Raw genomic sequence first — 24,025 nt, 5'->3', positions numbered from 1 at the left:
TAATCTCAACCATATAGCAAATGCATGAAATGCTGTACCTTAGTCGGGTTTAAATTGCCATCAAACATGAAATCATTTTTATCTTCAGGCCTGCTTGTGATCATTATCTTGATGATATGTCAATGGACATTTGCACAGGATACCCTGCCCACACCCCGCAACATTGTAACCGCTTATGAAAAGGGAACACGCAGCCGAGATGGCCAGCCAGGGCCACATTATTGGCAGAATTACGCTCGTTATCATATTGATGTACATTTTACTCCGGATACAAGGCTTATATGGGGAAAAGAATCCATCGTGTATGTTAACAACAGTCCCGATACTTTATCTTATTTCTGGTTTAAGCTTTATCCCAATTTTTATCAACGCGGCGCAGCCCGCAACACACCCGTGCTCCCACAGGATTTAACGGATGGTGTACAAATCGGCGCTTATGCCATCCAAGGTGTTGCCCAGAACCCGGGCAGGCTCAATATCAGGGGAACCAATATGATTATGCCGGCTTCTCAACCTTTGTTACCGCACGATTCGGTGCAAATCGATATCCAATTCAGTTATGTACTAAACAAAACTTCGCATCAACGCACGGGTGAAATTGAAGAGGGCGCTTATTTTATTGCTTATTTCTTTCCGCGCATTGCAGTATATGACGATGTGGATGGATGGAATACTTTTCCGTACAATGGCCTGCAGGAATTTTACAATGATTTCTGTGATTTTGATGTATCAATTCATGTGCCGGATGGATATGTGGTATGGGCTACAGGAAATCTTATAAATGCACAGGAAGTTTTGCAACCGGAAATCGCAGCACGGCTGCAAAAAGCTGAAACAACGGATGATATTCGCTTTGTTATTGATACCAATGATATTTTGCAGCGACGTGTAACCATGCATCGGCCTGAGAACGTATGGCATTATGCAGCCCGAAATGTAACGGATTTTGTATTTGCTACGAGCAATCATTATGTGTGGCAATCCACCAGTCTCATCGTAGATTCGGCTACAGGCCGGCGTACACGTGTGGATGCAGTATATGATCCCCGGCATCAGGATTATGCAGAAGTCATTCATTTTGCACGCAAAACCGTAGAAGGCATCAGCTATTATTTCCCGCGCTGGCCTTATCCGTATCCGCATGAAACCGTAGTGGACGGGCTGGATCAGATGGAATATCCCATGATGGTGAATGATAACCCGCTGAGCAATCGGGCATCAACCATTGAACTAACAGATCATGAAATTTTTCATACCCTTTTCCCGTTTTACATGGGTACCAATGAAACCAAATATGCGTGGATGGATGAGGGCTGGGCTACCTTGGGTGAATGGCTTTTAACGCCTTATATTGACAGTACCGTACACGATCCTTACGGCATGGAGGCTTACAATCATTTTGCAGGCACGGAAGTGGATCTGCCAATTATCACTCCCAGCACTCAGGAAGAAGGAACCGATTATTATTTAAATTCCTATCCTAAGCCCGCCATGGGTTATTTGTATGTGCGCGATATGCTGGGCAATGAAAGGTTCCTGCAAGCCCTCCATCATTATATGCAAGCCTGGCACGGGAAGCATCCAATGCCGTATGACTTTTTCTATGCCATGAATGCAGGTGCAGATAAAAATTTGAATTGGTTCTGGAAAAAATGGTTTTTCGATGCAGGATTCCCCGATCTGGCCATTGAACGTGTTACCCATCAGGGTCTTCGCTATCAGGTTACCATACGGTCATTGGGTAACAAGCCTGTTCCCATTGACCTGCATGTGTATTTGCAAAATGGCGACAGCCTGCAGCTGCATCGCGATGTTTCGTGCTGGGAAAAAGGCAATGCTGTAGTCAACCTTTCATTCCGGACAACCTCACCCGTGAAACGCATACAACTGGGCTCCCTGTACGATGCCGACGTGAATCGCAGCAACAACAGCTGGCAACCCTGAAATGGTCATTCTCGCTGCGATTGGTAAATTTGCACCCAAACCGGCCACTATATGCCCCGAATTGAACATATCCGCAATTTCTGCATCATAGCTCATATTGACCATGGCAAAAGCACCCTGGCCGACCGGCTGCTGGAATTTACCCACACCATTTCCGAACGGGAAATGCAGGAACAGGTGCTCGACGACATGGAACTGGAACGGGAAAAAGGTATTACCATCAAGAGCCATGCAATTCAAATGGAATACGAGTTTGGAGGGAAAACCTATACCTTGAATCTGATTGATACGCCCGGACATGTGGATTTTTCTTATGAAGTATCGCGTGCGCTGGCTGCCTGCGAAGGAGCATTGTTGCTGGTGGATGCTACTCAGGGCATTCAGGCACAAACCATCTCCAACCTGTATTTGGCACTGGATCATGATCTGGAAATCATTCCGGTGATCAATAAAATTGATATGGAAGGGGCCATGATTGATGAAGTCAAAGAACAAATCATAGATCTGATTGGTTGCTATGAAGAAGATATCCTGCTGGCATCCGCGCGTACAGGAGCCGGCGTGGAGCAGATTCTGAAAGCCATTGTGCAGCGCATCCCCCCACCTGAAGGCGATCCGGATGCTCCTTTGCAGGCACTTATTTTTGATAGCATGTACAATTCGTTCCGCGGCGTGGTGGCCTATTATCGGGTGTTTAACGGCACCCTGCGAAAAGGAGATAAGGTAAAATTCGTGAACACCGGGCGGGAATACGATGCCGATGAAGTGGGCATTCTTCGCCTGCGGCTGGAGCCCCGCGATCAAATCACGGCTGGTAATGTGGGATACATCATCACAGGCATCAAATCGGCCAGTGAAGTGCGTGTGGGCGATACCATCACGTTGGTCAACAATCCCTGTCAGGAAGCTATCAAAGGCTTTGAAGAAGTAAAGCCCATGGTATTTGCCGGTATTTTCCCGGTCAATACGGAAGATTACGAAGAACTACGCGAATGCATGGAAAAACTCAAGCTGAATGATGCAGCACTGACTTTTGAACCAGAAACATCTCAGGCACTGGGATTTGGCTTTCGCTGCGGATTTCTGGGCATGCTGCACATGGAAATCGTGCAGGAGCGGTTGGAACGGGAATTTCATCAAAGTGTAATCACCACAGTTCCCAACGTAAGCTTCATTGCCTATACCACCAAAGGCGAAAAAATCATCGTCAACAATCCGTCTGAAATGCCCGATCCCGGCCGGTTAAGCCGGGTTGAGGAACCCTTTATCCGCGCCCAAATCATCACCAAACCAGAATATATCGGCAATATCATGACGCTTTGCCTGGGTAAACGAGGTACATTGATCAATCAACATTATTTGACACCTACCCGCGTGGAACTTATTTTTGAAATGCCACTCACGGAAATTGTGTTTGATTTTTATGATAAACTCAAAAGCCAGACCCGTGGCTATGCTTCGTTTGATTATCATCCGATCGGTTATCGCGAAAGCGATATTGTGAAAATGGACATTTTACTGAATGGTGATAAGGTTGATGCATTGAGTGCCCTGATTCACCGCAGCCGGGCACAGGAATTTGGCCGCAAATTGTGTGAAAAGTTGAAAGAATTATTGCCTCGTCAGCAATTCCAGATTGCCATCCAAGCCGCCATCGGATCAAAAATCATTGCAAGAGAAAATATCAGTGCCCTGCGAAAAGATGTAACCGCCAAATGTTATGGAGGAGATGTATCGCGTAAACGAAAACTATTGGAAAAACAGAAAGAAGGCAAAAAACGCATGCGCCAGATCGGAAGTGTGGAAGTGCCACAGGAAGCATTTCTGGCTGTGTTGAAAATAAATGAATAGCAAAACACAAAGAATACTGATCATCTCAATTCTCTTCCGTACTATCTTTGGGTATAAGATTTTTCTTTGAAAAATCTATCGGAAGCGGGATAGGGGTGGGGCCCTGATTATCGGGAAATACTTTTGTTACATGTACCCATTTGCCATTCTTCCATACAAATCCTTCATAATTTCCATCCGGCACATAGGTATATTTCTTTTCCGGCTCATTGTGCAACGGCACCAGTTCATCATACACAATCATCTTCAGTTCATCATCATAATTTAAACCTGCATCTCCATCTTTTTTATATTCTAATACAAAACGATTGCGATCAGCACCTGGAATGGAATCATTTGCAAAACTAAAGATGGGTGAGCCAAACACAGGTTCCCCGTGCGGAAATGTAAGCGGTTCCAGAATTTTTTTATTGCTCAGCAATGAATTTCCATTAAAGCCAAACAAAGTATAGTATTTCTGATTCCTGAAATGCGTTTCTATCAGGCGATAATAAATACAACCAATCCATCCGCGCGGTCCTGTAATGGTATCATCCAGATGATAGGTGAACTCTGAATTATCAAACAATGGGAATAATTTGAGATGACCATCGCGTGTATTCATCTGAATGGCTCCGTAATAGCGATAAGAACCAAAGGCACGCGGAAACTGCCAGGTGAAAATACGAAAACTGCTATCAGGTGCGTATAAAATAGATATTTGTCGCAAGGAATCAAACGGATAATAAAATGAACCACGTATTTTCAATGCATTGACCAGATGTGGAATGAATGCATCGTTGGCCTGTTTGCGTATTTGTTCATCCCTACCGTTTACCAATGTATATGCAAAAAATTTCAGGCTGTCTTCCAGTTTTTCCAGCCGCATACGATCTGCAGCGGATAGCCGATATTGTGCATGGACCGCTGGTGTTGGGGCCATTAACATAATCATAATCCAGCATAAAAAACCAATACGCAACATGATATAAAACTAAAAAGGATAGCTGTTAAGAATGATTTAAATTTTTATGTTCCTGATTTTAAATGCTGAGCCCATGCCCATAAACCTGCAAAACAAGCATCTACAAGCGGATGCGGCAAGGTTAATGATTCATTATCAGAAGCAATCAATACTGTATACATCCCCAATGATTTGCCAAACTGCATATCAGAAAAATGATTGCCCACCATTACAGCGTGTTGAAAATCAATATCCGGAAAATCCCGGCTGGCTTGCAAAGCCATACCTATATTGGGTTTCCGGCAGGGACTTTCATCTTCCAGGTCGGGACAGTAATAAATCCGGTCAATCCGTCCGCCATGGTTTGTGATTTCCTCACACATCCAACGATGCAATTGCTCCAGTTGTTGTGCGCTTATGAGCCCTTTCCCCACACAACGCTGATTGGTAACCACCAGGATGCGCCCGAAGATGGTTTGCAGCAGCCGAAGTGCATCCAACGCGCCAGGTTCAAAATGAAATTCTTCCCGGCTTAATACATACCCATTTTTTTTCTCCAGATTGATTACCCCATCCCGATCCAGAAACAAAGTCCAACGCTTATCAAATACGTGCATAGGCCGGAATCATTTGCTGTGCCCGGATATAATCTTCCGGAATACCCATATCAATAAAAAACTGATTAGCCTGAAAAACCGCTACCAGAGAAGATTCTGCATGATAATGTACCATGGTTTCCAGCACACCTTTTTCAAAAGAAAATATTTCCGGAAAGGGTTTCGATGTCCACCACGTGCGATCTATACAATAAATTCCGGCATTGATCCATCCTGGTTTTCTGTCGCGCTTCTCCTGAAAAGATTTAACGGTATGATGTGTTTCATCTATTTCCAGGCTTCCGTAACGACCTGTATCCTCCAGATAGCAGGCAGCAAGGGTAATCGGTTTTTTCATGGATTGATGCAGTTGTTCCATGTCCGATAACGATATCGGGAAATACGTATCTCCGTTTAACACAAACACCTGTGCGGCGAGTGCATAGCTCATGGAAAGGCTGATAGCACCGCCGGTTCCGAGTGGTTGAGGTTCTACCACCGTTTGTATTTCAAATGGAAATTGTCCTTTATCTGCTTCTGCCAACCATTGTTGCACAAGCTGATGCTGATAACCCAAAGAAAGTATCACCCGACTTAACTCCTGAGTAGCAAGATAATGCAGCAAATAATACAAAAAGGGATGCTTGCCAATGGGTGCAAGCACTTTGGGCGTATCTGGTAACACGGATCGAAGGCGTGTACCCAACCCGCCGGCAAGAATTACGGCTTCACGCATCATATCCGAAAAGAACTTGTTCGGTAAGTTGACAAATGGTGTGGCCAATCAGCATATGTGCTTCCTGGATGCGTGGCGTATCATCGGATGGTACTTTGATCAAATAATCACACATGTGTTTCATGGCTCCGCCACTTCGGCCTGTAAATCCGATCACGCGAACGGGTATCTGCTGGGCTATTTCAATGGCGCGAATCACATTCCGCGAATTACCCGAAGTAGAAAGTGCCCACAACACATCACCGGGCTGCGCCATGGCTCGTAACAAACGGGCATATACTTCTTCATAACTGTAATCATTTGCCACGGCAGTCAGATAAGATGTATTGCAATGCAAAGCCTCTGCTGGCAATGGCCTGCGATCAATATAAAACCGACCCGAAAATTCTGCGGCCAGATGCTGGGCATCAGCAGCGCTTCCACCATTGCCGCAAAAATAAACCCGATGACCTTCCCGAAATGTGTTTACCATAAGATCTACTACTTCTTCGATTGTTGTCATCAATTCCGGATGATGCAGGATTTCTGTTTTTACCCGAATGGATTCCTGAAAGGCTTTGTGAATGGCTTCTGTATATGGGCGCATATTTGATTTTTTTTCAATTGAAAATTAGATACTCCATGTAGTTAATCCCTGCTGCACAAACTGATATTTATGAAAACTGCCACCAAAGGGCTTTAACGCTTCCATCACACGATAACGTGTATTACCCGGACAATACAGAATCATAAAACCACCACCACCCGCACCCGATATTTTACCTCCGGTAGCACCTGCTTTCTTGGCGGTTTCATAAATCTCATCCAGTTGCGGATTGGATATACCACTTGCCATCCGGCGCTTATGCTGAAAACCAAAATCCAGGATTTCACCAATTTCATCAATACGTCCCTTCAGCAGGGCTTCTTTCATCAAAATAGCTTGTTCCTTCAACTGATGCATGGCCTCAATGGAAGCTGTATTTTTCTGCATTACGTTTCTTTTTTGTTCTTCAATGATGATGGAAGAAAGCCTGCTGGTAGCCGTGTGATAAAGCAAAAGATTGTTTTCCAGTTCGTCCAGGTAGTGCTGGCGAATCCGAAGAGGATTGACAATTACTTTTTCATCTGCATAAAATTCCATAAAGTTGACACCGCCAAAAGTAGCAGCATACTGATCCTGCCGGCCACCGGCCATACCCAGGTCATGCCTTTCAATCTCATAAGCAAGGCGGGCAATATCGTATTCACCAAGCGGCAATTTGAGCCATTCTGCAAAAGCGCCCACAATGGCCACCACCAGCGTGGAAGACGTGCCCAGTCCAGACCCCGGAGGCGCATCCACATAGGTGGTAAGCCTGAATGATAAGGGCTGATGGGTAAAATCTTTTACAATGCGATTGTACACGCCTTTCAGCAATTGTAGCTCACCATCTACAGGATGTTCAGCTACGCAAGATAAAGATAGGTGCTGCCCACGATCGGCTGCATATAACTCAATGTGTGATTCGTGCAATGGTTCAATGGAAGCATAAGCAAAAAGCGAAAGCGTAGCATTTAACACAGCACCATGATATAAATCGGCATACGGACTTACATCGGTACCACCACCTGCCAGACCAATCCGTAACGGGGCTTTGCTTCTGTACATCATGCTGATTCGAAATGAAATGGTAAAACAATAAAGCTATTTATTGTATCAATGTTGCCAATGATGTTTGATGTGCAAGTTCCAGAATTTGTTCACAAAGGTATTCCCAGCTGAAACGTTTTTTTGCTTCCTGAATAAAATGTATGAAATTAGTTGAATTTGTTTGAAAAAACTCCACAATCGCCCGGGCAATATCTTCAGGTTCAGGTTCACAAATCAATCCGGTACGTTGATGCATTACCATTTCAGGCAATCCACCCACACGAGTTACGATCATGGGTTTTTCAAAATGATAGGCAATTTGTGTAATGCCACTCTGGGTGGCACTTTTGTAAGGTTGAATAATCACATCAGCCGCACTAAAATAATATTTTACTTCTTCATCCGGGATGAAATGATCATGCAGAATAACACGATCTTGCAGATGCAATTGTTCGATCAGTTGCAGATAAGGTTCTGGTGATTCGTAAAATTCACCAGCCACAATCAGGTGCACATCCTGCAGTTCACGAACGGATGGATCAGCAAATGCACGCAGCAATAAATCCAGCCCTTTATAGGCACGAATCAACCCAAAAAACAATGCATATCGTTTCTTCGGATCAAGCTCCAGACGGGCGCAGGCTGTGTTTTTATCCACTGCCTGGCCATATACATCATAAATTGGATGGGGCACAAGCACGGCCGGTTTATCCGTAAAACGCCGCAAATCATCGAGCACCTGCTGGCTCATGGCAATAAAGGCATCCACTGGTTTTAAAAAATAACGGGTGAGCATGCCGTCCAGCAGATGATGTTCGTGCGGAATTACATTATCTAAGATACAGATGATTCGGGTATGCTTGTTGCGGCGGATCAACCGCAGGATGGTGCCAAAACAGGGAGCCATAAAGGGAATCCAGTATTTGACCACAACCACATCGGGCTGCATCCGCGAAAGCATCAGGCCAACACGTACCCAATTAAATGGATTCATGGAATGAATGCAACGCACCATCTTCAGATCGGCCGGTGCAGCTCCTTCTGCATATTGCGTTTTGCCAGGAAACAGGAATGCAGGGTATTGCACCGTGAAGGTCTCAATCGCCACTTCATGTCCCAATTGCTGAAAAGCCCTTGCCAGCCGCTCATTATATGCAGCCAGTCCACCTCTAAACGGATATGCCGTGCCAATAATATGGATCTTTGCCATGCTTTGCCTTGCACTAATATCTGAAGCCGCAATTTACCGGAAAATATCAGAAACAGCATTCCATGGGAAATATCACTCAGTTTCAGCCCGTTCTTTCATCCCTTTCCCGAGCCTGAACGCTGTAAAACAGACCAGCCTTGCTGCGTTGAGGATTGAAAAATGTATGCGAACTATGTTTGTATGTCTGCCCCAAAAATTTAAATAATTGTGATACCAGCTTTACTTTGATCTGGTCTGCCAAACAACAGGTATCCATGATTTTAAATTCGGAAAGGTTTTATTTATCGACTGGAATATAAAATATCTGCCAGCTGAAAGATATAGTAAGTAAACTGCTGGTAAAAGAAATACGAATTTGGTTTGTTTGAAAGGAAATGTATTATCTTTGCCACAGAAACTGCAAAAGCATTTGATACACGTTCTTTTCCGCGATGCAGTTTCTCCTCGGGGTGCCTTACTGTCAGGCTGAGATCATACCCGTTGAACCTTGACCAGGTAATGCTGGTTAGGAAAAGGTAAGAGAAATCCCTCCCTTACCTGAATGTATTTCGCTACACGTAGCAGCTTTCCCTGCATGATTCTGTATGCAGGTAAAAGTTGTGGTGTGCAGCTTCAGCATCCGTTCTGGCTTTCACCATCCACGCCGGCAGATGGTGGAACAGAACTGTTGTACAATCTAAAAAAAACATCATGGTTTAAACACAAAAACGATTTTTATGAAACAAATTTGCAGCCTGTTGTTTTTGCTGCTGGCAACACAGGCATACGCCCAGATTTCCCTGAGCGGAGAAATTAGCGACACGGCTCAGCATCCGGTCCCAGGAGCCACCATTCGCCTGCTGCAGGCAGGCCGACATCAGGCTATAAAGGGTACTTTGAGCCATGCGGATGGCCGGTTTCAGATAGATGCATTGCCTCCCGGCGATTATACGTTGATCGTTACATCTGTAGGATATGATACGTACCGGCAAGCACTAAAACTTCGTGAATCCACTCAGCTGCATATTCAGCTTCATCCTGCTAACCTGCTCATCACACCGCTGGAGGTGGTGGCCACCCGCGCCGCATCCAATGCACCATTTACCAAGGATAACATCCCGGGTAAAACATTAAATCAATATAATTTAGGCGAAGACATGCCTTATTTGCTGAGTTTGCAACCATCGGTAACCACTACGTCTGATGCAGGTACAGGCATAGGATACACAGGCATTCATATCCGCGGCACTGATGCTTCGCGGATCAATGTTACCATCAACGGCATTCCGGTCAATGATGCAGAAGATCAGGGCGTGTATTGGGTGGATATTCCTGATCTGGCTTCATCAGCTTCTTCCATTCAGATTCAGCGTGGCGTGGGTTCTTCCACCAATGGTGCCGGCGCCTTCGGTGCTACTCTGAATATCAGTACCCACGAATATCATCCGGATCCCTATGCCTCATGGGAAAGCAGTGCCGGTTCATTCAACACCTGGAAAAATACGGTGAAAGTAGGCAGTGGGTTGCTTAATCATCACTTCACCGTAGATGCCCGCCTGTCCAAAATTTCATCAGATGGATATATTGATCGGGCTTTTGCAGATCTGAAATCGTTTTATTTATCCGGTGCTTATTATGCTGATAAAACATCCATTCTTTTCAACATCATATCCGGAAAAGAACGTACCTATCAGGCGTGGAATGGTGTACCACAGGACTCATTAGCCACCCATCGCACCTATAATGGTTTGGGCCTGATGCCCGATGGAAATTATTATTCCAACCAAACCGATAATTATCAGCAGGATTATTATCAGCTGTTCTTCAATCATGCCATCAATCATCAGCTGAATTATTCCCTGGCATTGTTTTTAACCAACGGGAAAGGATATTACGAAGAGTATAAAATGAATCAGGCTTATGCTGATTATGGTTTACCGAATCCGGTCATTGGGACAGATACCCTCCAGACGACAGATTTAATACGGGATTTATGGCTTGATAATCATTTTTACGGATTTATTTTTTCTGTCAATCACAGCGGCCGGCTGAACTGGACCCTTGGTGGCGGTGCCGATCAATATGATGGTAAACATTTCGGAAACGTACAATGGGCACAATATGCAATTCCAAAAGATTATCAATATTACTACAATGTAGCACATAAAAAAGATGCGAATGTTTTCTGGAAAGCTGATCGTTCGATAACTGATAAGCTGAGTGCTTATCTGGACGTGCAATATCGTTATGTGCAATATGATATCAATGGATTTGATGATAATCCCACTTTGATTCAACACAATACCTATCACTTTGTCAATCCCAAATTGGGCATTAACTGGCAGCTGAATCCACACAGCCGTTTTTACCTGTCGTATACAGTGGCACATAAAGAACCCAACAGGGACGATTACGAGGCTAATCAGGCCGAAACACCTCGCCCGGAAGTGCTGTACGACTGGGAAGCCGGTTATGAAGGCCAACAAGCAAAGTTTCAATGGCATGCAGGATTGTATTACATGAATTATCATGATCAGCTGGTATTAACGGGTAAAATCAACGATGTAGGTGCATATACCCGTACCAATGTACCATCCAGCTATCGGGCAGGCATTGAACTGGCCGGCAGGTATGCATTTACCCACTGGCTGCATTTTCAGGCCAATGTTACGTATAGCCAGAATAAAATCCGCCATTTCACCGAATACATTGATGATTATGATCAGGGTAATCAGAAAGCTATTGACCATGGTACTACCGACATTGCTTTTTCACCCGACTGGATTGGCGCAGTTGTTTTGCAAATCAGGCCTGTCAACAATCTGGAAATTGATTGGACAGCCAAATACACCGGCCTGCAATACTTGGATAATACCAGCAATCCCAACCGGGCATTATCACCCTTTACGGTTCATAATCTGATATTCAACTATCAGCTACATCCTGCATGGATACAGGATATCCAACTGAAATTCATGATTGAAAATCTGTTCAACAAAAAATATGAAAACAACGGCTATACCTATTCCTACATTGAAAACGGTACCCTGCATACGGAAAACTATTATTTCCCTCAGGCAGGCATCCATGTGTTGGGTGGTATTCAGGTAAATTTCTAAACTCTTCATCCATAACGTATCCACAGGTTGTCTTTATCTGCTCCGCATACAATGCAGATAAGGATAGCCTGTGGATAAATTTTTGCTATAAAAAATAACCTTCCGAATTTTGGAAAGGTAGTAGATATGCAAGAACAACTGACCATACGGCTGAATGGTATGCGCTTTCGCGGAGCTTATGGTTATTACCCTGAAGAACAACGTTTGCATCAGGAGTGGATTGTGGATATTGCAGTTCATTTTCATCCCGCAAAAACCTTTCAATCGCTAAGTGATACTTTTGATTATGAACAGCTTTATATTTGGGTAAAGGAATTGATGGAACAACCTGCTGCACTCATGGAAACCCGTGCACAGGAAATTGCTGATAAGCTCTTTTATCATTTGCAACAGGCAGTACGAATTGAGGTGATCATTACCAAACCTTTTCCTTTGTTGGGTGGAGAGATTGAAAGTTCACAGGTGCATCTTATCAGAATGCATCCGGAAAGTTGAAAAACCTATCCTGTGTATAAATATTTGCTTTGGCTGATTCTGTTATCCGGCTGGGCCATCCAGGCCCAGGCTCAGCAAGGTGCCGGTTATGAAGACGAACAACAGGCCCTGCAGCTTGTGGCACAAATGCATGAGCCTGAGGCATTCAAGCAATACCAACATGCCATTGCACAGCATCCGCATGATGCCCGACTCTATGCCCACGCAAGTTTGCTGGCTTCCCATCTGGCGCTGATTACCGATAACCTGTCGGAAAAGAAATCCTGGCTGACGCTGGCCAGGCAATATGCTGACTCAGCCCAACACCTTGATCCTGCTCTTTCAGATGGAAAACTGGCTTTTGCTGAAGCCACCTTTCAGCAGGCGCTCCTTTTGGGAGCCAAGGAAAAAATCAACGGTTTTAAAGCAGCTTTAACCGCTGTACGGCAGGTTATAGCTGCAGATAGCCAGCACGCACAGGCCTGGAATCTGTTAGGGCGTATTCAGCTGCAACTGGCAACCATGAGTGTGGTGGAACGCTCGGCTGCTCGATTGTTGTTTGGACAAATTCCCGATGCCTCACTGCAACAGGCTATCTATAGTTTTCAGCAATGCATGCGCCTTGATCCACGCATGATCAGCAATTACTACGATCTGGCAACAGCCTATCATGCCAACGGCCAGGACGAACAGGCCATCCACACGGCTCAGCGGGCCCTGCGGCTGAAAAACATCAGACAAGGCGATGATATTTGGAAACAACGCTGCCAATCACTCATCAAAAACCTGCAATAAGCTGGATTTGCGGCAAATTTTTGCTATCATTGCGCTGAAGCATATACCATGCAAATCACGCCTGCCATACAACCCATGTATTCCGTGGATGATCCGGTGCTGCTTCAGGCCGACGCTTCTTCCTGGACCTTGCTGCTGCAGGTGGGCCGGGATTATCTTTCCTATGCCATCAAAAATCACGACAATACATTCATCAATCTTAAAGCTTATCAGTTGCCAGCAGATGCAGCTTCAGTGCAGCCCGCAGCCGAAACCCCAACCGGTTTGCCAGCTACTGTAGCTGCATCCCTTGAATTTTTTCTTGAACACGACGGTGTCTTGCGCCTGCCGTTTCACGAAGTATATGTGGGCTATGATTATCCGCCCCACACATTGGTACCCGCCGATGCTTACGTGGCCGAGGCTGAAAATGCCTATTTCACGCCCCTGCACCTGCTGAAAGAAGATGACACCATCCAGCGGGATGCAGTGGAAGAATGCGGTGCCTATAATCTTTTTGCCGTGCAGACCCAATTTCTCAATCTTTTGAGAAAAGAGTTTCCCAGGTTTCACCTGCATCATATTTCCACAGCATTTTTAAAAAGCATCTTTAAGCTCTATCCCGACAAACGGGGTGAACAGCTTTTCATCTGCTTTCACCAGCATCATGCCTATTTACTGGCCAGGCGGCATGAGCAATTGCTGTACTTTCACCGCATAAGCTTTACATCAGAAACAGATGTACTCTATCATGTGCTGGCCGTAGTGAAACATTTTCAAATGAATGTATCCGCCATGCGTTGTGTACTGGGCGGTGAAATTACGCGCCAGTCCAGGCTCTACGAGCTACTCTATGCCTATGTGCCTGTTATCCAATGGCTGAGCCGCCCACGTCCGTTTGGTTATGTGGATGCTTTTACCCATTATCCGGGACATTTCTTTTTTCTAAATCTTTCATTGGCCTTATGCGAATAATCAGTGGCAGCTGGAAAGGCAGAAAATTCTCTCCCCCCGCAGGGTTTCGCAGCAGGCCTACGAGCGACAGGGCCAAAGAGGGACTGTTCAACATTTTGCAACACAGGCTGGATCTATCTGGCATGGAAGCGCTCGACTTATTTGCGGGCACAGGCAGCGTGGGTTATGAACTGGCATCACGGGGCGCACAACGCGTGGTGATGGTGGATCATCACCGCAAAGTAGTGCAGTTTATCCAACAGCAAATCCGGCAATGGGGCATGACTACCTGTGAAGCCATACAGGCCGATGCCTGGTATTTCATCAAACACACACCCGAAAAATTCGACCTGATCTTTGCCGACCCGCCCTATGAAATGGAAGACGTACGCCTGCTTCCCGATACCATTCTGCAACACGGACTCTTGAAAAAAGATGGCTGGCTGGTATTGGAGCACATCGCACAAATACATTTTGATCATCATCCACACCTGATGTTCAGCCGCCGATACGGGAAAACCATGTTTTCCTTTTTCCGTGATCAACCCCAATCTTCTTCTGAACCACTATCTGCACCTAATTCCTGATGGCATGGAAAACATTTGCGTATTCCCCGGAACTTTTGATCCCATTACGCTTGGGCATGTAGATATCATCCGGCGCGCCTTGCAGCTGTTCGATCGGATTATTGTAGGAGTAGGGGTCAATTCGCTGAAACAACCGATGTTCAGCATCGAACAAAGACTCGGTTGGATCCGGGCTGTATTTGCTGATGAACCAAGAGTGGAAGCCGAAGCTTATGAGGGGCTCACCGTAGCTTTTTGCCAAAAAAAACAGGCACGCTTCATCCTGAGGGGCATCCGTTACGTTAGCGATTTTGAATATGAAAAATCCATTGCCGACATGAACCGGGCGCTGGCGCCAGACATTGAAACCGTGTTTCTGGCTTCAGCTCCGGCCTACGCCACTACGGCCTCTACATTGGTTCGCGATGTGATACGAAACGGAGGCGATATTTCAGCCTTTGTACCTGAGGTGGTATATCGTACATTGCAGGCAAACCCAGAATAAACCTCATTCTTCCACGGGTTCCAGCTTAAACTCATTCAGGAACTGGGTAGTAAATTCACCGCGGCGGAAGGCTTCGTTGCGCATCAGTTGCAGGTGAAACGGAATGGTGGTTTTAATGCCTTCTATCACAAATTCGCTCAAAGCCCGCTCCATCGTACATATTGCTTCTTCGCGCGTTTGGGCCACCGTAATCAATTTGGCTACGAGCGAATCATAGTAAGGTGGAATCACATATCCAGCGTAGATATGCGAATCTACCCGCACACCATGTCCACCCGGCACATGTAGGGTGGTAATACGACCCGGGCTGGGCCTGAAATCATTGAAAGGATCTTCGGCATTGATGCGGCATTCAATGGCATGCATCTGCGGATAATAGTTTTTGCCCGAAATAGGTACACCAGCCGCAATCTTAATTTGTTCCTTAATCAGGTCAAAATTGATTACCTCTTCTGTAACTCCATGCTCAACCTGGATACGGGTATTCATTTCCATGAAATAGAAATTGCGGTATTTATCTACCAGGAATTCAACCGTACCCACGCTTTCATAATTAATAGCCTGGGCTGCCCGGATGGCTGCTTCGCCCATTTTTTCCCGTAACTCAGGTGTCATGAACGGAGAGGGAGATTCTTCCACGAGTTTTTGATGGCGACGCTGTATGGAACAGTCGCGTTCACTGAGGTGGCAAACGCGGCCGTATTGATCGCCGGCCACCTGAAATTCAATGTGGCGGGGCTCTTCGATGTATTTCTCCATGTAAATGCCATCATTGTTGAAGGCTGCTTTGGCTTCGGCACGCGCTACCTGAAACTGTTTTTCCAGTTCGGATTCTTCCCATACTACCCGCATGCCCTTTCCTCCGCCACCCGCAGTGGCTTTCAAAATCACCGGATAGCCAATTTCACGCGCAAGCGATTTGGCTTCATCCAGGCTGCTGAGCAAGCCTTCAGAACCGGGGATTACAGGCACGCCTGCGGCTATCATGGTTTCTTTGGCCGTCATTTTATCGCCCATCTTGCGAATCATCTCGGCCGTGGGACCAATGAATTTGATGCCGTGCTCCGCACAGATTTCGGCAAAACGGGCGTTTTCGGCCAAAAAGCCATAACCGGGATGAATGGCATCCGCATTGGTGATTTCAGCCGCGGCCATGATATGCGGAATGTTGAGATATGACTCCGTACTGGCCGGCTTTCCAATGCACACAGCTTCATCCGCAAATTTCACATGCAGGCTATCCCGATCGGCTGTTGAATAAATCGCTACTGTCTTAATACCCATCTCCTTGCAGGTACGAATCACCCGCAAGGCAATTTCACCTCGATTGGCTATCAGTATTTTTTTAAACATGTCGCTCACCTGAATTGATTAAACCGGCTCAACAAGAAACAAAGGTTGATCAAATTCAACCGGAGAGGCATCTTCCACCAATACCTTTACAATCCTGCCCGATACCTCACTTTCAATTTCATTGAAAAGCTTCATGGCTTCAATGATGCAAACTACCTGCCCGGGTTTTATTTCATCTCCCACGTTAACAAAAGGCGGTTTGTCGGGCGAAGGACTTCTGTAAAAAGTACCGATCATGGGTGATTTAATCGTGATGTAGTTTTCTTCTTTGGCTGAAGCTGGAGCTGCAGGTTGTGCGGCTGGCTGAGGAGCAGGTGTTGCAGGCATCGGGAGCGGAGAGGGGGGAACTGCTGCCATGGTGGGTACCATCGGATAAGCAGGCTGCACCAACGGGGCTCCTTCACTGGGGTGGTCTTTCTGTTTGATAGTGATTTTGAAATTTTCTTCTTCAATACTGATTTCACAGATGTTTGACTTGCTGACCAGCTTGATGAGCTCCTGAATCTGTTTAAAGTCCATGTATGTAGGTTTATGTGAACAATCACCTGATCTCCGAAAAGGATCAGCTATTTACTATGCTTTTACACGTTCTACATATTCACCTGTACGTGTATCTACACGTATCAATTCATCGTTATCTACAAACAAAGGCACCATCACCGTTGCACCGGTCTCAACTGTGGCCGGTTTCATGGCTCGTGTAGCCGTATCGCCTTTCAAACCGGGCTCGGTATAAGTAACCCGCAACACAATTTTATCGGGTAACTCCACACTGATGGGTTGATCGTTTTCTGTGTTGATCAGGATAAAACACTCCTGACCTTCCTTGTAAAACTCGGGCCTGTCAACCTGAGCTTCATTGAGGGCAATTTGTTCGTAGGTTGTATTATCCATGAAATAATAAGCCGTATCATCCTTGTAGAGAAACTGACAGGGCTTTTTTTCAATCCTTACCGGATAAATGGTATCACCTGAATTCCAGGTATGTTCAATGGTTTTACCGGTTTCCACACTTTTTAATTTAGCCCACACTTTTGCAGCGGCTCTTGCCGTTTTGTTCTGTCCGAAATCCACAACCTGGTATAGTTCATTTCCCAGCTTAATGGTAAGACCCATGCGAATGTCTGCAGTTGTTGCCATAGTTTCGAGAATTAGATAGCAAATACAATGCGTTAAGAATTCGCAAAGGTATAAAAGAAAAAATTTTTCCAACCTCTCATACCCGTTGCTGCAGGTGTGAACTTACAAAACGATTAACAATATTCAAAAAAGAATTTACCAAAAACCTGCTAACTTTACCCGCTGTTCAACTTCCAGAAAATCTGTTGATATGCAAATCTTTCGTTTGAGAACTTATATGTTTTGTACAGCTATGCTGGCCGTGGTACTGGCATGCGGCTTTTCTGCCCATGCACAGGATAATACCAGTGATCAACCGCTGTTTCTCAGATATCCTACCATTCCGCATTTCAGTGTCATTACGGCCGATGGAAAAACATTCACCGAAAAAGATCTGAAGAAAAATATCCCCACACTCATTTTCCTTTTCAGTGTGGACTGTGAGCACTGCCATCATGAAACGGAAGATATCGTGCAACACATCAAACAGTTTAAAGGCACTCAAATTCTGATGGTTACGCATTTCCCTGTGAATGATATGATTCAGTACACGCACGATTATCACCTGGATCAATATCCGAAAATCATTACTGTGGCTACAGACGAAAAGCGCTGGCTGCTGAGTTTTTATCGCCTCCATTTCTTTCCCGGACTGTATATCTACAATTCCCGCCAGGAGCTTGTCTATCATGCAGAAGGTACCAGACCGGCAGATACGCTATTGCATTACCTTAAGCCCTGAGAACGGTTATCGTTAAAATACACGAACAGCTTTTTCATTCTGCCACAAAGGACTAATTTTGCGTTCGTGCAAATTATTCCTTCCATCTTAAAAATTGTTTTCCATGAAAGTAACTGTCGTAGGTGCCGGTAATGTAGGCGCCACCTGTGCCAATGTATTAGCCAGCAAAGATTTTCTGCAGGAAATTATTTTGCTTGACATCAAAGAAGGCGTGGCTGAGGGAAAAGCGCTTGACATATGGGAATCTGCTCCTATCCTGCATTTCGGCACGCGCGTAAGAGGTGTGACAAACGATTACAGCCAGACAGCCAACAGCGATGTGGTGGTGATTACTTCCGGATTGCCCCGCAAACCGGGCATGAGCCGGGACGATTTGATTTCTACCAATGCCGGCATCGTGAAATCGGTGACCGAAAACATCATGAAATACTCTCCGGATGCCATCCTGGTGGTTGTTTCCAATCCCCTGGATGTGATGACTTACTGTGCCTATCTGACGGCAAAGGTTGACAGCAGACGGGTATTTGGCATGGCCGGTGTGTTGGATACAGCCCGATATAAAGCTTTTCTGGCCGAAGAAATCGGATGTTCTCCAAAGGATATTGAAGCGTTGTTATTGGGTGGGCACGGCGACACCATGGTGCCGCTGCCAAGATATACCAGTGTAGGTGGCATCCCGGTTACGGAGCTGGTAAGTGCAGATCGCCTGCAGGCCATTATCGAACGCACCCAGAAGGGTGGCGGAGAAATCGTAAATCTACTGGGCACTTCAGCCTGGTATGCACCCGGTGTAGCTGCAGCCCAGATGGTGGAAGCCATCTGTAAAGATGAACGGCGCATCCTGCCTTGCTGTGCGTGGTTAACCGGCCAGTATGGATTGAAAAATATTTACCTGGGCGTCCCTGTAGTGCTGGGCAGGAATGGCATTGAAAAAATTATTGAGCTGCAGTTGAACGAGCAGGAAATGCAACTGGTAAAAGCTTCGGCTGATCATGTGCGGGAAGTGATGAACGTGCTCGATAACATGCAGCTGGTGAAGAGCTAAATTATCAGGATCTTAATCTGAAGGCAAAAACCGGTCGTTGACCGGTTTTTTTATTGTCATGCTGTAACCTGCTTCCAACGACGATGCACAGCCCGTGCAATTTCAGTTAAATCCAGCTCGCGCATGCATTTGAAATGAACCCTGGGACAGGCTTCATATCCAATCTTTGAACAAGGCCGGCAGGATAATTCCTTATGCTCAATGATGTCAAACAACTCAGACTGCTTTCCCCGCTGATAACGGCTCCCATAATAGGGAAACATGCCAAATTCCGGTATGGTATTACCCCAGATGGTTATCATAGGTTTACGGAAAGCAGCGCCAATGTGCATCATACCCGTGTCGTGCGTCAGCAGCAGGCGTGATTGGCGGATGATGTCGGCCGATTGATGAAGGGAACACGCGCCGGCCAGATTTACAATTTTGTCTGGATATTGACTGGCGAAAACTGCACCTACATCCGCATCTTCCCGCCCACCCAGTATCACTATAGGGTAGGGGATCAGGGCTGCCAGCTGCAACATGCGATCAGGCGGCATTTTTTTGGTGGCATGTGCGCCGCCAATCGCCCAGGCCATGTACCCATGCTGAAAGGAAACAGGTAACTTTTCAGCAGGGAATCCTTTGCCTTCCGGAATCCAATATTCTACTCCTTCGCCGTCGGGATGTACACCAAACGGTTTTACCGTTTCAAAATACCGTTCTACCACCGAAATATCCGGCAGCAGTGCTTTTCGCTTGGTTTGCACCACCAGCCACTTCTGCAGGTTTAATTTGGGAAAACGATACATGGGGATCTTCAAATCCATCCACAATCGCCACGTGCGCAGGTTATGATGCAAATCAATCACGGCATCATAATGCTCGTTTTTTAATTGTCGGATTCCTGCACGCCAGTCATCCGTCAATAAATGAACGGAATCCACATACGGATTGGCTTCCAACAAGGGCAGGTAGGCGGCTTTTGTAAAATAATGCAAAGTAATGCCGGGTAATTGTTGTTTCATGCACCGCAGCACGGGAGTGGTCAGCACAATATCGCCGATGGAAGAAAACCGCACAACCAGCAATTTAGCCATGCAAACAATGAACCCATTAAATTTTTTCAACAAAATTCAAATCTTTCCCATAGGTTTCCTTAAGCCAGAGTGCCGACAGGAAAGCCACTCCGATGCAAATAACACCCGTCCAGAATGCGCCCAGCATATTACTTTGAAATACCTGCTTTTCCAGAAAGTGATATAACAGTGTGATGAGTGGCAATGCACCCCTCGCATAGTTGGGCGCCGTAATAGCGGCCGTGGCACGCAGATTGGTACCAAACTGTTCGGCCGCTACCGTAACAAACACAGACCAGAAGCCCACGCCCAAACCCAACAGGCCACAAATCAGATAAAAAGTACCCAGACTCACATGATAGGCCCTGAAATAGGCCACCACAGCCAGGAAACAAATGATGTAAAAAATGTACAACGCTTTTTTCCGGCTCTTCAGCAACTGACTCAGATAGCCACATGCCAGCCCACCCAATGTGAGAATGGTATAGCTGATCATCACTGCCTTGCCCGGATCCGGTGTACCCTGAATCTGCAGCGTTTTAGCAAAACCATCGGAAAAAGCAATCAGGATCCCCACCACATACCAGGCTGGAAGACCCAGCAAAATCACCGTCAGATAACGGAAAAAACGATTGGCATTGGTGAAAAAAGCCAGATAATTTCCTTTTGAAATAGGCTGATGCTGAATAGCTTTATACATACCCGATTCCAGCACACCCACCCGCAAGATCAGCAGCAACAAACCCAATCCGCCTCCCACAAAATAACATACCCGCCAGCTGGGAATAATTTGGGCCACAAAATAAGCCGCCACGGCACCTAAAATGCCTACACTTGCCACAATAGTGGTACCATAGCCCCGCTTATCAGCCGGTAACAATTCGGAAACCAATGTGACGCCTGCACCCAACTCACCGGCCAATCCCAAACCTACTATCAACCGAAAGAACTTGTACCAGAAAATCACATGCGGCCCATGAATCAAACCATTGCCAATATTCCCAACAGAATACAACAATATGGACCCAAACAATACCGAAAGTCTGCCCCTTTTATCGCCCAGAATGCCCCACAAAATGCCCCCCACCAACAATCCAACCATCTGAAAATTCAACAGGGAAAGGCCAACCGTTTGCTGGGCATCCCCTGTAATGCCTAAATCATTCAGGCTGCGAATGCGGATAATGGTGAAAAGCAGCAAATCATAAATATCAACAAAATATCCCAAAGAGGAAACAATCACTACCAGACTTAATACAGAGGTCTGTCGGGAACGGGTAGTGGATAAAGGTTCCATAGCTTGGTGTTTTTTATGGAAGCGTGGATTTTCGCGATCCCAAAATTACCCGAAAAATCACAGGCGCTGTAGTAATCAACACAATAATCAACACAATCCATTCCAGATGATCGCCCAACCAGGGAAATGAAATACCTAAAAAATAGCCTGCACACATCATGGTAGATACCCAGAGCACACAACCAATGATATTGAAAAGTGTAAATTTTCGGTAATCCATTTTCACAATTCCGGCAACTATGGGCGCAAATGTGCGGATAAACGGCAAAAAACGCGCAAAAATAATGGCTAACCCTCCATGTTTTTCATAAAACTCATGGGCAGCTATGAGATGTTTTTTCTTGAAAAACAAGCTATCTTCCCGCTTAAACAGCAATGGTCCTGATTTCTTTCCAAACCAGTATCCGGTAAAGTTTCCCAAAATACCGGCAGCTGCTACCAACATTACAACCAGAGCAAAAGGCATTTCAAACGGATCATCAGGATGAGCAGCAAGCATGCCGGCCACAAACAACAGCGAATCACCCGGAAGAAAAAAACCTACAAACAAACCCGTTTCTGCAAAAATCACGAATAACAATAAATACAATCCGCCATGGTGAATGATCCAGGAAGGATTGATCAAATGCTTGAGAAACTCGATTACATCATGCATAATAACGCTTCAGCTGAAATTGTGATACAAAAACTGCGTAAAAATAAAGGATTCCAGATTAAGCATAAGGGTTTTTGAAAAAGAGTAACTAACTTAGTTCATCAAAATCCGGAAAACAATGAATAGGCACATTTTCACCAAAACATTGTATGTGCTTCTGGCTGGGTGCATGGGGGTTGGTTTCAGTAATTGCCATTCAGATGCACAGCAACAAGCAGTATCCCATCTGGCTTTTGCGCCCAATGATGATCAATTAAAATTGCCGGCCGGGTTTCATGCTGTGGTGGTGGCTTCTCATATCGGAGCAGCCCGTCACATTGTAGTGCGCGACAACGGGGATATCTATGTAGCTCTCCGGGCTCCGCACAACGGACATGCCATTGCCTGCCTGCGCGACCAGAATGGCGACGGTAAGGCCGATATCATTGAATATTTCGGACCTGATACCCGTGGGGATGGAATCGGCATTTACAAAGGATACCTTTATTTTGGAAGTGATACGGCTATCATGCGTTTCCGGCTCATCAATGGACAACTCCTGCCCGATGCCCACGCTGAAACCATTGCGCGTTTCCCCATTCAACATCAACATGAAACCAAAACTTTTACTTTCGATAACCAGGGGTACATGTATGTGAATGTAGGCGCGCCTTCCAATGCCTGTCAATATGAGGATCGTCAAAAAGGTTCGCCGGGACAGAATCCCTGCCCCTTGCTTGAACACTATGCAGGTATTTGGCGGTTCCGCGCCGATGTGCCCAATCAAACCGAAGACCATGGTGGTATGAGATATGCTACCGGGCTGCGCAATTGCGTGGCACTCGACTGGAATCCCGTCAATCACCAGTTATATGCAGCCATGAATGGGCGCGACCAGCTTTATCAGCTTTATCCACAATATTACAATGCTCAACAAGGAGCCGAACTGCCAGCCGAAGAATTTTTGCTTATCCGCCAGGGAGGCAACTATGGCTGGCCCTACACTTACTATGATCCATTCCAAAAGAAACGCATCATCGCACCGGAATATGGGGGAGATGGAAAAAAGGCTGCTCCCGCTAATCAGTATGATCCGCCTATCATGGCTTTCCCCGGGCACTGGGCTCCTCTGGGATTGTTGTTTTATACAGGCAATCAATTTCCTTCCTCTTACAAATACGGTGCTTTCATCGCCTTTCATGGCTCCTGGAACCGGGCACCCTTGCCACAAGCCGGATTTAAAGTGGTTTTTGTGCCGTTTAAAAATGGAAGTCGCCTGCCAACCGGCAACTACAGTGTTTTTGCGGACAATTTCACCCAATCGCCCAACAACCAAAGTCCTGCCCATCGCCCGGTAGGCCTTGCACAGGGACCAGATGGTTCACTTTATATTACAGACGATCTGGGTGGATCGGTATGGCGTATTGCCTATACCGGAAAATAAAAATGTCAGTTTGTCTGAACACAGCAAAAATTGAAAGCTTTCCTGTCAGCTTGATTGCACTGAAAACCAG

At 45.8% G+C, this 24,025-nt stretch carries 23 protein-coding genes; 11 read left to right on the top strand and 12 right to left on the bottom strand.

The window, feature by feature from the left end:
* Positions 1-66: 66 nt before the first annotated feature.
* Together BM367_RS11065 and lepA are read left to right on the top strand one after the other, a co-directional pair.
* A complete protein-coding gene (locus BM367_RS11065) occupies positions 67-1,944 on the top strand; it encodes a M1 family metallopeptidase (protein WP_222842627.1) in 1,878 nt (625 codons plus the stop codon).
* A 51-nt stretch (positions 1,945-1,995) separates the two neighbouring features.
* On the top strand, positions 1,996-3,795 hold the full coding sequence (gene lepA, locus BM367_RS11060) for a translation elongation factor 4 (RefSeq protein WP_177224212.1): 1,800 nt from the start codon (positions 1,996-1,998) through the stop codon (positions 3,793-3,795).
* 25 nt (positions 3,796-3,820) lie between these two features.
* On the opposite strand, the gene BM367_RS11055 is transcribed toward lepA, so the two are convergent.
* The 6 genes from BM367_RS11055 to BM367_RS11030 all read right to left on the bottom strand — a co-directional run bounded on the left by BM367_RS11055 (position 3,821) and on the right by BM367_RS11030 (position 8,892).
* A complete protein-coding gene (locus tag BM367_RS11055; RefSeq protein ID WP_143104017.1) occupies positions 3,821-4,717 on the bottom strand; it encodes a hypothetical protein in 897 nt (298 codons plus the stop codon).
* An 86-nt stretch (positions 4,718-4,803) separates the two neighbouring features.
* Positions 4,804-5,355, bottom strand: coding sequence for a D-glycero-alpha-D-manno-heptose-1,7-bisphosphate 7-phosphatase (locus BM367_RS11050; RefSeq protein WP_092460496.1), 552 nt, complete (start codon positions 5,353-5,355; stop codon positions 4,804-4,806).
* Entirely contained in the window at positions 5,342-6,073 is a 732-nt protein-coding gene (locus tag BM367_RS11045) for a sugar phosphate nucleotidyltransferase (RefSeq protein WP_092460494.1), read from the bottom strand. The genes BM367_RS11050 and BM367_RS11045 overlap by 14 nt, the downstream gene beginning before the upstream one ends.
* Entirely contained in the window at positions 6,063-6,656 is a 594-nt protein-coding gene (locus tag BM367_RS11040) for a D-sedoheptulose-7-phosphate isomerase (protein WP_092460492.1), read from the bottom strand. Before BM367_RS11040 ends, BM367_RS11045 begins: the two co-directional genes overlap by 11 nt.
* Positions 6,657-6,680: 24 nt before the next feature.
* Complete coding sequence (locus BM367_RS11035) at positions 6,681-7,703, bottom strand: GHMP family kinase ATP-binding protein (RefSeq protein ID WP_092460490.1); 1,023 nt, start codon at positions 7,701-7,703, stop codon at positions 6,681-6,683.
* A 37-nt stretch (positions 7,704-7,740) separates the two neighbouring features.
* Positions 7,741-8,892, bottom strand: a complete 1,152-nt coding sequence (locus BM367_RS11030) for a glycosyltransferase (protein WP_092460489.1) — start codon at positions 8,890-8,892, stop codon at positions 7,741-7,743.
* A gap of 716 nt (positions 8,893-9,608) precedes the next feature.
* Between BM367_RS11030 and BM367_RS11025 the strand changes: the two genes are divergently transcribed.
* The 6 genes from BM367_RS11025 to coaD all read left to right on the top strand — a co-directional run bounded on the left by BM367_RS11025 (position 9,609) and on the right by coaD (position 15,263).
* Positions 9,609-11,990, top strand: a complete 2,382-nt coding sequence (locus BM367_RS11025; protein ID WP_092460487.1) for a TonB-dependent receptor — start codon at positions 9,609-9,611, stop codon at positions 11,988-11,990.
* Positions 11,991-12,116: 126 nt separating this feature from the next.
* Positions 12,117-12,485, top strand: coding sequence for a dihydroneopterin aldolase (locus BM367_RS11020; protein WP_092460486.1), 369 nt, complete (start codon positions 12,117-12,119; stop codon positions 12,483-12,485).
* A gap of 12 nt (positions 12,486-12,497) precedes the next feature.
* Positions 12,498-13,259: a tetratricopeptide repeat protein gene (locus BM367_RS11015; protein ID WP_092460484.1), complete on the top strand. Its 762-nt coding sequence runs from the start codon at positions 12,498-12,500 to the stop codon at positions 13,257-13,259.
* A gap of 48 nt (positions 13,260-13,307) precedes the next feature.
* On the top strand, positions 13,308-14,213 hold the full coding sequence (locus tag BM367_RS11010) for a DUF3822 family protein (RefSeq protein WP_092460482.1): 906 nt from the start codon (positions 13,308-13,310) through the stop codon (positions 14,211-14,213).
* Entirely contained in the window at positions 14,204-14,779 is a 576-nt protein-coding gene (locus BM367_RS11005; protein ID WP_177224211.1) for an RsmD family RNA methyltransferase, read from the top strand. Before BM367_RS11010 ends, BM367_RS11005 begins: the two co-directional genes overlap by 10 nt.
* A 4-nt stretch (positions 14,780-14,783) precedes the next feature.
* Positions 14,784-15,263 carry a pantetheine-phosphate adenylyltransferase gene (gene coaD, locus BM367_RS11000; RefSeq protein ID WP_092460479.1) on the top strand — a complete coding sequence of 160 codons (480 nt, stop codon included), beginning with the start codon at positions 14,784-14,786 and terminating at the stop codon, positions 15,261-15,263.
* Positions 15,264-15,266: 3 nt separating this feature from the next.
* Here coaD and accC read toward each other — a convergent pair whose 3' ends face one another.
* The 3 genes from accC to efp are packed head-to-tail and all read right to left on the bottom strand — an operon-like array spanning position 15,267 to position 17,756.
* The gene (gene accC / locus BM367_RS10995; protein WP_092460477.1) at positions 15,267-16,616 is read right to left on the bottom strand and encodes an acetyl-CoA carboxylase biotin carboxylase subunit; all 1,350 of its coding nucleotides are present in this window, start codon (positions 16,614-16,616) and stop codon (positions 15,267-15,269) included.
* 18 nt (positions 16,617-16,634) lie between these two features.
* A complete protein-coding gene (gene accB, locus BM367_RS10990) occupies positions 16,635-17,135 on the bottom strand; it encodes an acetyl-CoA carboxylase biotin carboxyl carrier protein (RefSeq protein ID WP_092460475.1) in 501 nt (166 codons plus the stop codon).
* Positions 17,136-17,189: 54 nt separating this feature from the next.
* Positions 17,190-17,756, bottom strand: a complete 567-nt coding sequence (gene efp, locus BM367_RS10985) for an elongation factor P (RefSeq protein WP_092460473.1) — start codon at positions 17,754-17,756, stop codon at positions 17,190-17,192.
* Positions 17,757-17,946: 190 nt separating this feature from the next.
* Here efp and BM367_RS10980 point away from each other — a divergent pair, with 190 nt between their 5' ends.
* Both BM367_RS10980 and mdh read left to right on the top strand, forming a co-directional pair.
* A complete protein-coding gene (locus BM367_RS10980; RefSeq protein WP_092460471.1) occupies positions 17,947-18,477 on the top strand; it encodes a TlpA family protein disulfide reductase in 531 nt (176 codons plus the stop codon).
* A 103-nt stretch (positions 18,478-18,580) separates the two neighbouring features.
* On the top strand, positions 18,581-19,522 hold the full coding sequence (mdh, locus tag BM367_RS10975; protein WP_092460469.1) for a malate dehydrogenase: 942 nt from the start codon (positions 18,581-18,583) through the stop codon (positions 19,520-19,522).
* A 56-nt stretch (positions 19,523-19,578) separates the two neighbouring features.
* Here mdh and BM367_RS10970 read toward each other — a convergent pair whose 3' ends face one another.
* Genes BM367_RS10970 through BM367_RS10960 form a run of 3 tightly spaced genes read right to left on the bottom strand, consistent with a single transcriptional unit; the run spans position 19,579 to position 22,532 of the window.
* On the bottom strand, positions 19,579-20,601 hold the full coding sequence (locus BM367_RS10970; RefSeq protein WP_092460466.1) for a glycosyltransferase family 9 protein: 1,023 nt from the start codon (positions 20,599-20,601) through the stop codon (positions 19,579-19,581).
* Between the two features lie 16 nt (positions 20,602-20,617).
* Positions 20,618-21,877, bottom strand: a complete 1,260-nt coding sequence (locus BM367_RS10965; protein WP_092460465.1) for an MFS transporter — start codon at positions 21,875-21,877, stop codon at positions 20,618-20,620.
* Between the two features lie 13 nt (positions 21,878-21,890).
* A complete protein-coding gene (locus tag BM367_RS10960) occupies positions 21,891-22,532 on the bottom strand; it encodes a DedA family protein (RefSeq protein WP_092460463.1) in 642 nt (213 codons plus the stop codon).
* Between the two features lie 118 nt (positions 22,533-22,650).
* On the opposite strand from BM367_RS10960, the gene BM367_RS10955 reads away from it, so the two are divergent.
* Complete coding sequence (locus BM367_RS10955) at positions 22,651-23,955, top strand: PQQ-dependent sugar dehydrogenase (RefSeq protein ID WP_092460461.1); 1,305 nt, start codon at positions 22,651-22,653, stop codon at positions 23,953-23,955.
* The last annotated feature ends 70 nt before the right edge of the window (positions 23,956-24,025 follow it).

Source organism: Thermoflavifilum thermophilum, assembly GCF_900116565.1.
GTDB lineage: Bacteria > Bacteroidota > Bacteroidia > Chitinophagales > Chitinophagaceae > Thermoflavifilum > Thermoflavifilum thermophilum.
This window is presented reverse-complemented; position numbering and strand designations above follow the sequence as displayed.

What these genes read in the sequence shown, in the direction of transcription:
- BM367_RS11065 (WP_222842627.1), top strand. Translation starts at nt 67, where the DNA reads ATGAAATCATTTTTATCTTCAGGCCTGCTTGTGATCATTATCTTGATG.
- lepA (WP_177224212.1), top strand. Translation starts at nt 1,996, where the DNA reads ATGCCCCGAATTGAACATATCCGCAATTTCTGCATCATAGCTCATATT.
- BM367_RS11055 (WP_143104017.1), bottom strand. Translation starts at nt 4,717, where the DNA reads ATGGCCCCAACACCAGCGGTCCATGCACAATATCGGCTATCCGCTGCA.
- BM367_RS11050 (WP_092460496.1), bottom strand. Translation starts at nt 5,355, where the DNA reads ATGCACGTATTTGATAAGCGTTGGACTTTGTTTCTGGATCGGGATGGG.
- BM367_RS11045 (WP_092460494.1), bottom strand. Translation starts at nt 6,073, where the DNA reads ATGATGCGTGAAGCCGTAATTCTTGCCGGCGGGTTGGGTACACGCCTT.
- BM367_RS11040 (WP_092460492.1), bottom strand. Translation starts at nt 6,656, where the DNA reads ATGCGCCCATATACAGAAGCCATTCACAAAGCCTTTCAGGAATCCATT.
- BM367_RS11035 (WP_092460490.1), bottom strand. Translation starts at nt 7,703, where the DNA reads ATGATGTACAGAAGCAAAGCCCCGTTACGGATTGGTCTGGCAGGTGGT.
- BM367_RS11030 (WP_092460489.1), bottom strand. Translation starts at nt 8,892, where the DNA reads ATGGCAAAGATCCATATTATTGGCACGGCATATCCGTTTAGAGGTGGA.
- BM367_RS11025 (WP_092460487.1), top strand. Translation starts at nt 9,609, where the DNA reads ATGAAACAAATTTGCAGCCTGTTGTTTTTGCTGCTGGCAACACAGGCA.
- BM367_RS11020 (WP_092460486.1), top strand. Translation starts at nt 12,117, where the DNA reads ATGCAAGAACAACTGACCATACGGCTGAATGGTATGCGCTTTCGCGGA.
- BM367_RS11010 (WP_092460482.1), top strand. Translation starts at nt 13,308, where the DNA reads ATGCAAATCACGCCTGCCATACAACCCATGTATTCCGTGGATGATCCG.
- BM367_RS11005 (WP_177224211.1), top strand. Translation starts at nt 14,204, where the DNA reads ATGCGAATAATCAGTGGCAGCTGGAAAGGCAGAAAATTCTCTCCCCCC.
- coaD (WP_092460479.1), top strand. Translation starts at nt 14,784, where the DNA reads ATGGAAAACATTTGCGTATTCCCCGGAACTTTTGATCCCATTACGCTT.
- accC (WP_092460477.1), bottom strand. Translation starts at nt 16,616, where the DNA reads ATGTTTAAAAAAATACTGATAGCCAATCGAGGTGAAATTGCCTTGCGG.
- accB (WP_092460475.1), bottom strand. Translation starts at nt 17,135, where the DNA reads ATGGACTTTAAACAGATTCAGGAGCTCATCAAGCTGGTCAGCAAGTCA.
- efp (WP_092460473.1), bottom strand. Translation starts at nt 17,756, where the DNA reads ATGGCAACAACTGCAGACATTCGCATGGGTCTTACCATTAAGCTGGGA.
- BM367_RS10980 (WP_092460471.1), top strand. Translation starts at nt 17,947, where the DNA reads ATGCAAATCTTTCGTTTGAGAACTTATATGTTTTGTACAGCTATGCTG.
- mdh (WP_092460469.1), top strand. Translation starts at nt 18,581, where the DNA reads ATGAAAGTAACTGTCGTAGGTGCCGGTAATGTAGGCGCCACCTGTGCC.
- BM367_RS10970 (WP_092460466.1), bottom strand. Translation starts at nt 20,601, where the DNA reads ATGGCTAAATTGCTGGTTGTGCGGTTTTCTTCCATCGGCGATATTGTG.
- BM367_RS10965 (WP_092460465.1), bottom strand. Translation starts at nt 21,877, where the DNA reads ATGGAACCTTTATCCACTACCCGTTCCCGACAGACCTCTGTATTAAGT.
- BM367_RS10960 (WP_092460463.1), bottom strand. Translation starts at nt 22,532, where the DNA reads ATGCATGATGTAATCGAGTTTCTCAAGCATTTGATCAATCCTTCCTGG.
- BM367_RS10955 (WP_092460461.1), top strand. Translation starts at nt 22,651, where the DNA reads ATGAATAGGCACATTTTCACCAAAACATTGTATGTGCTTCTGGCTGGG.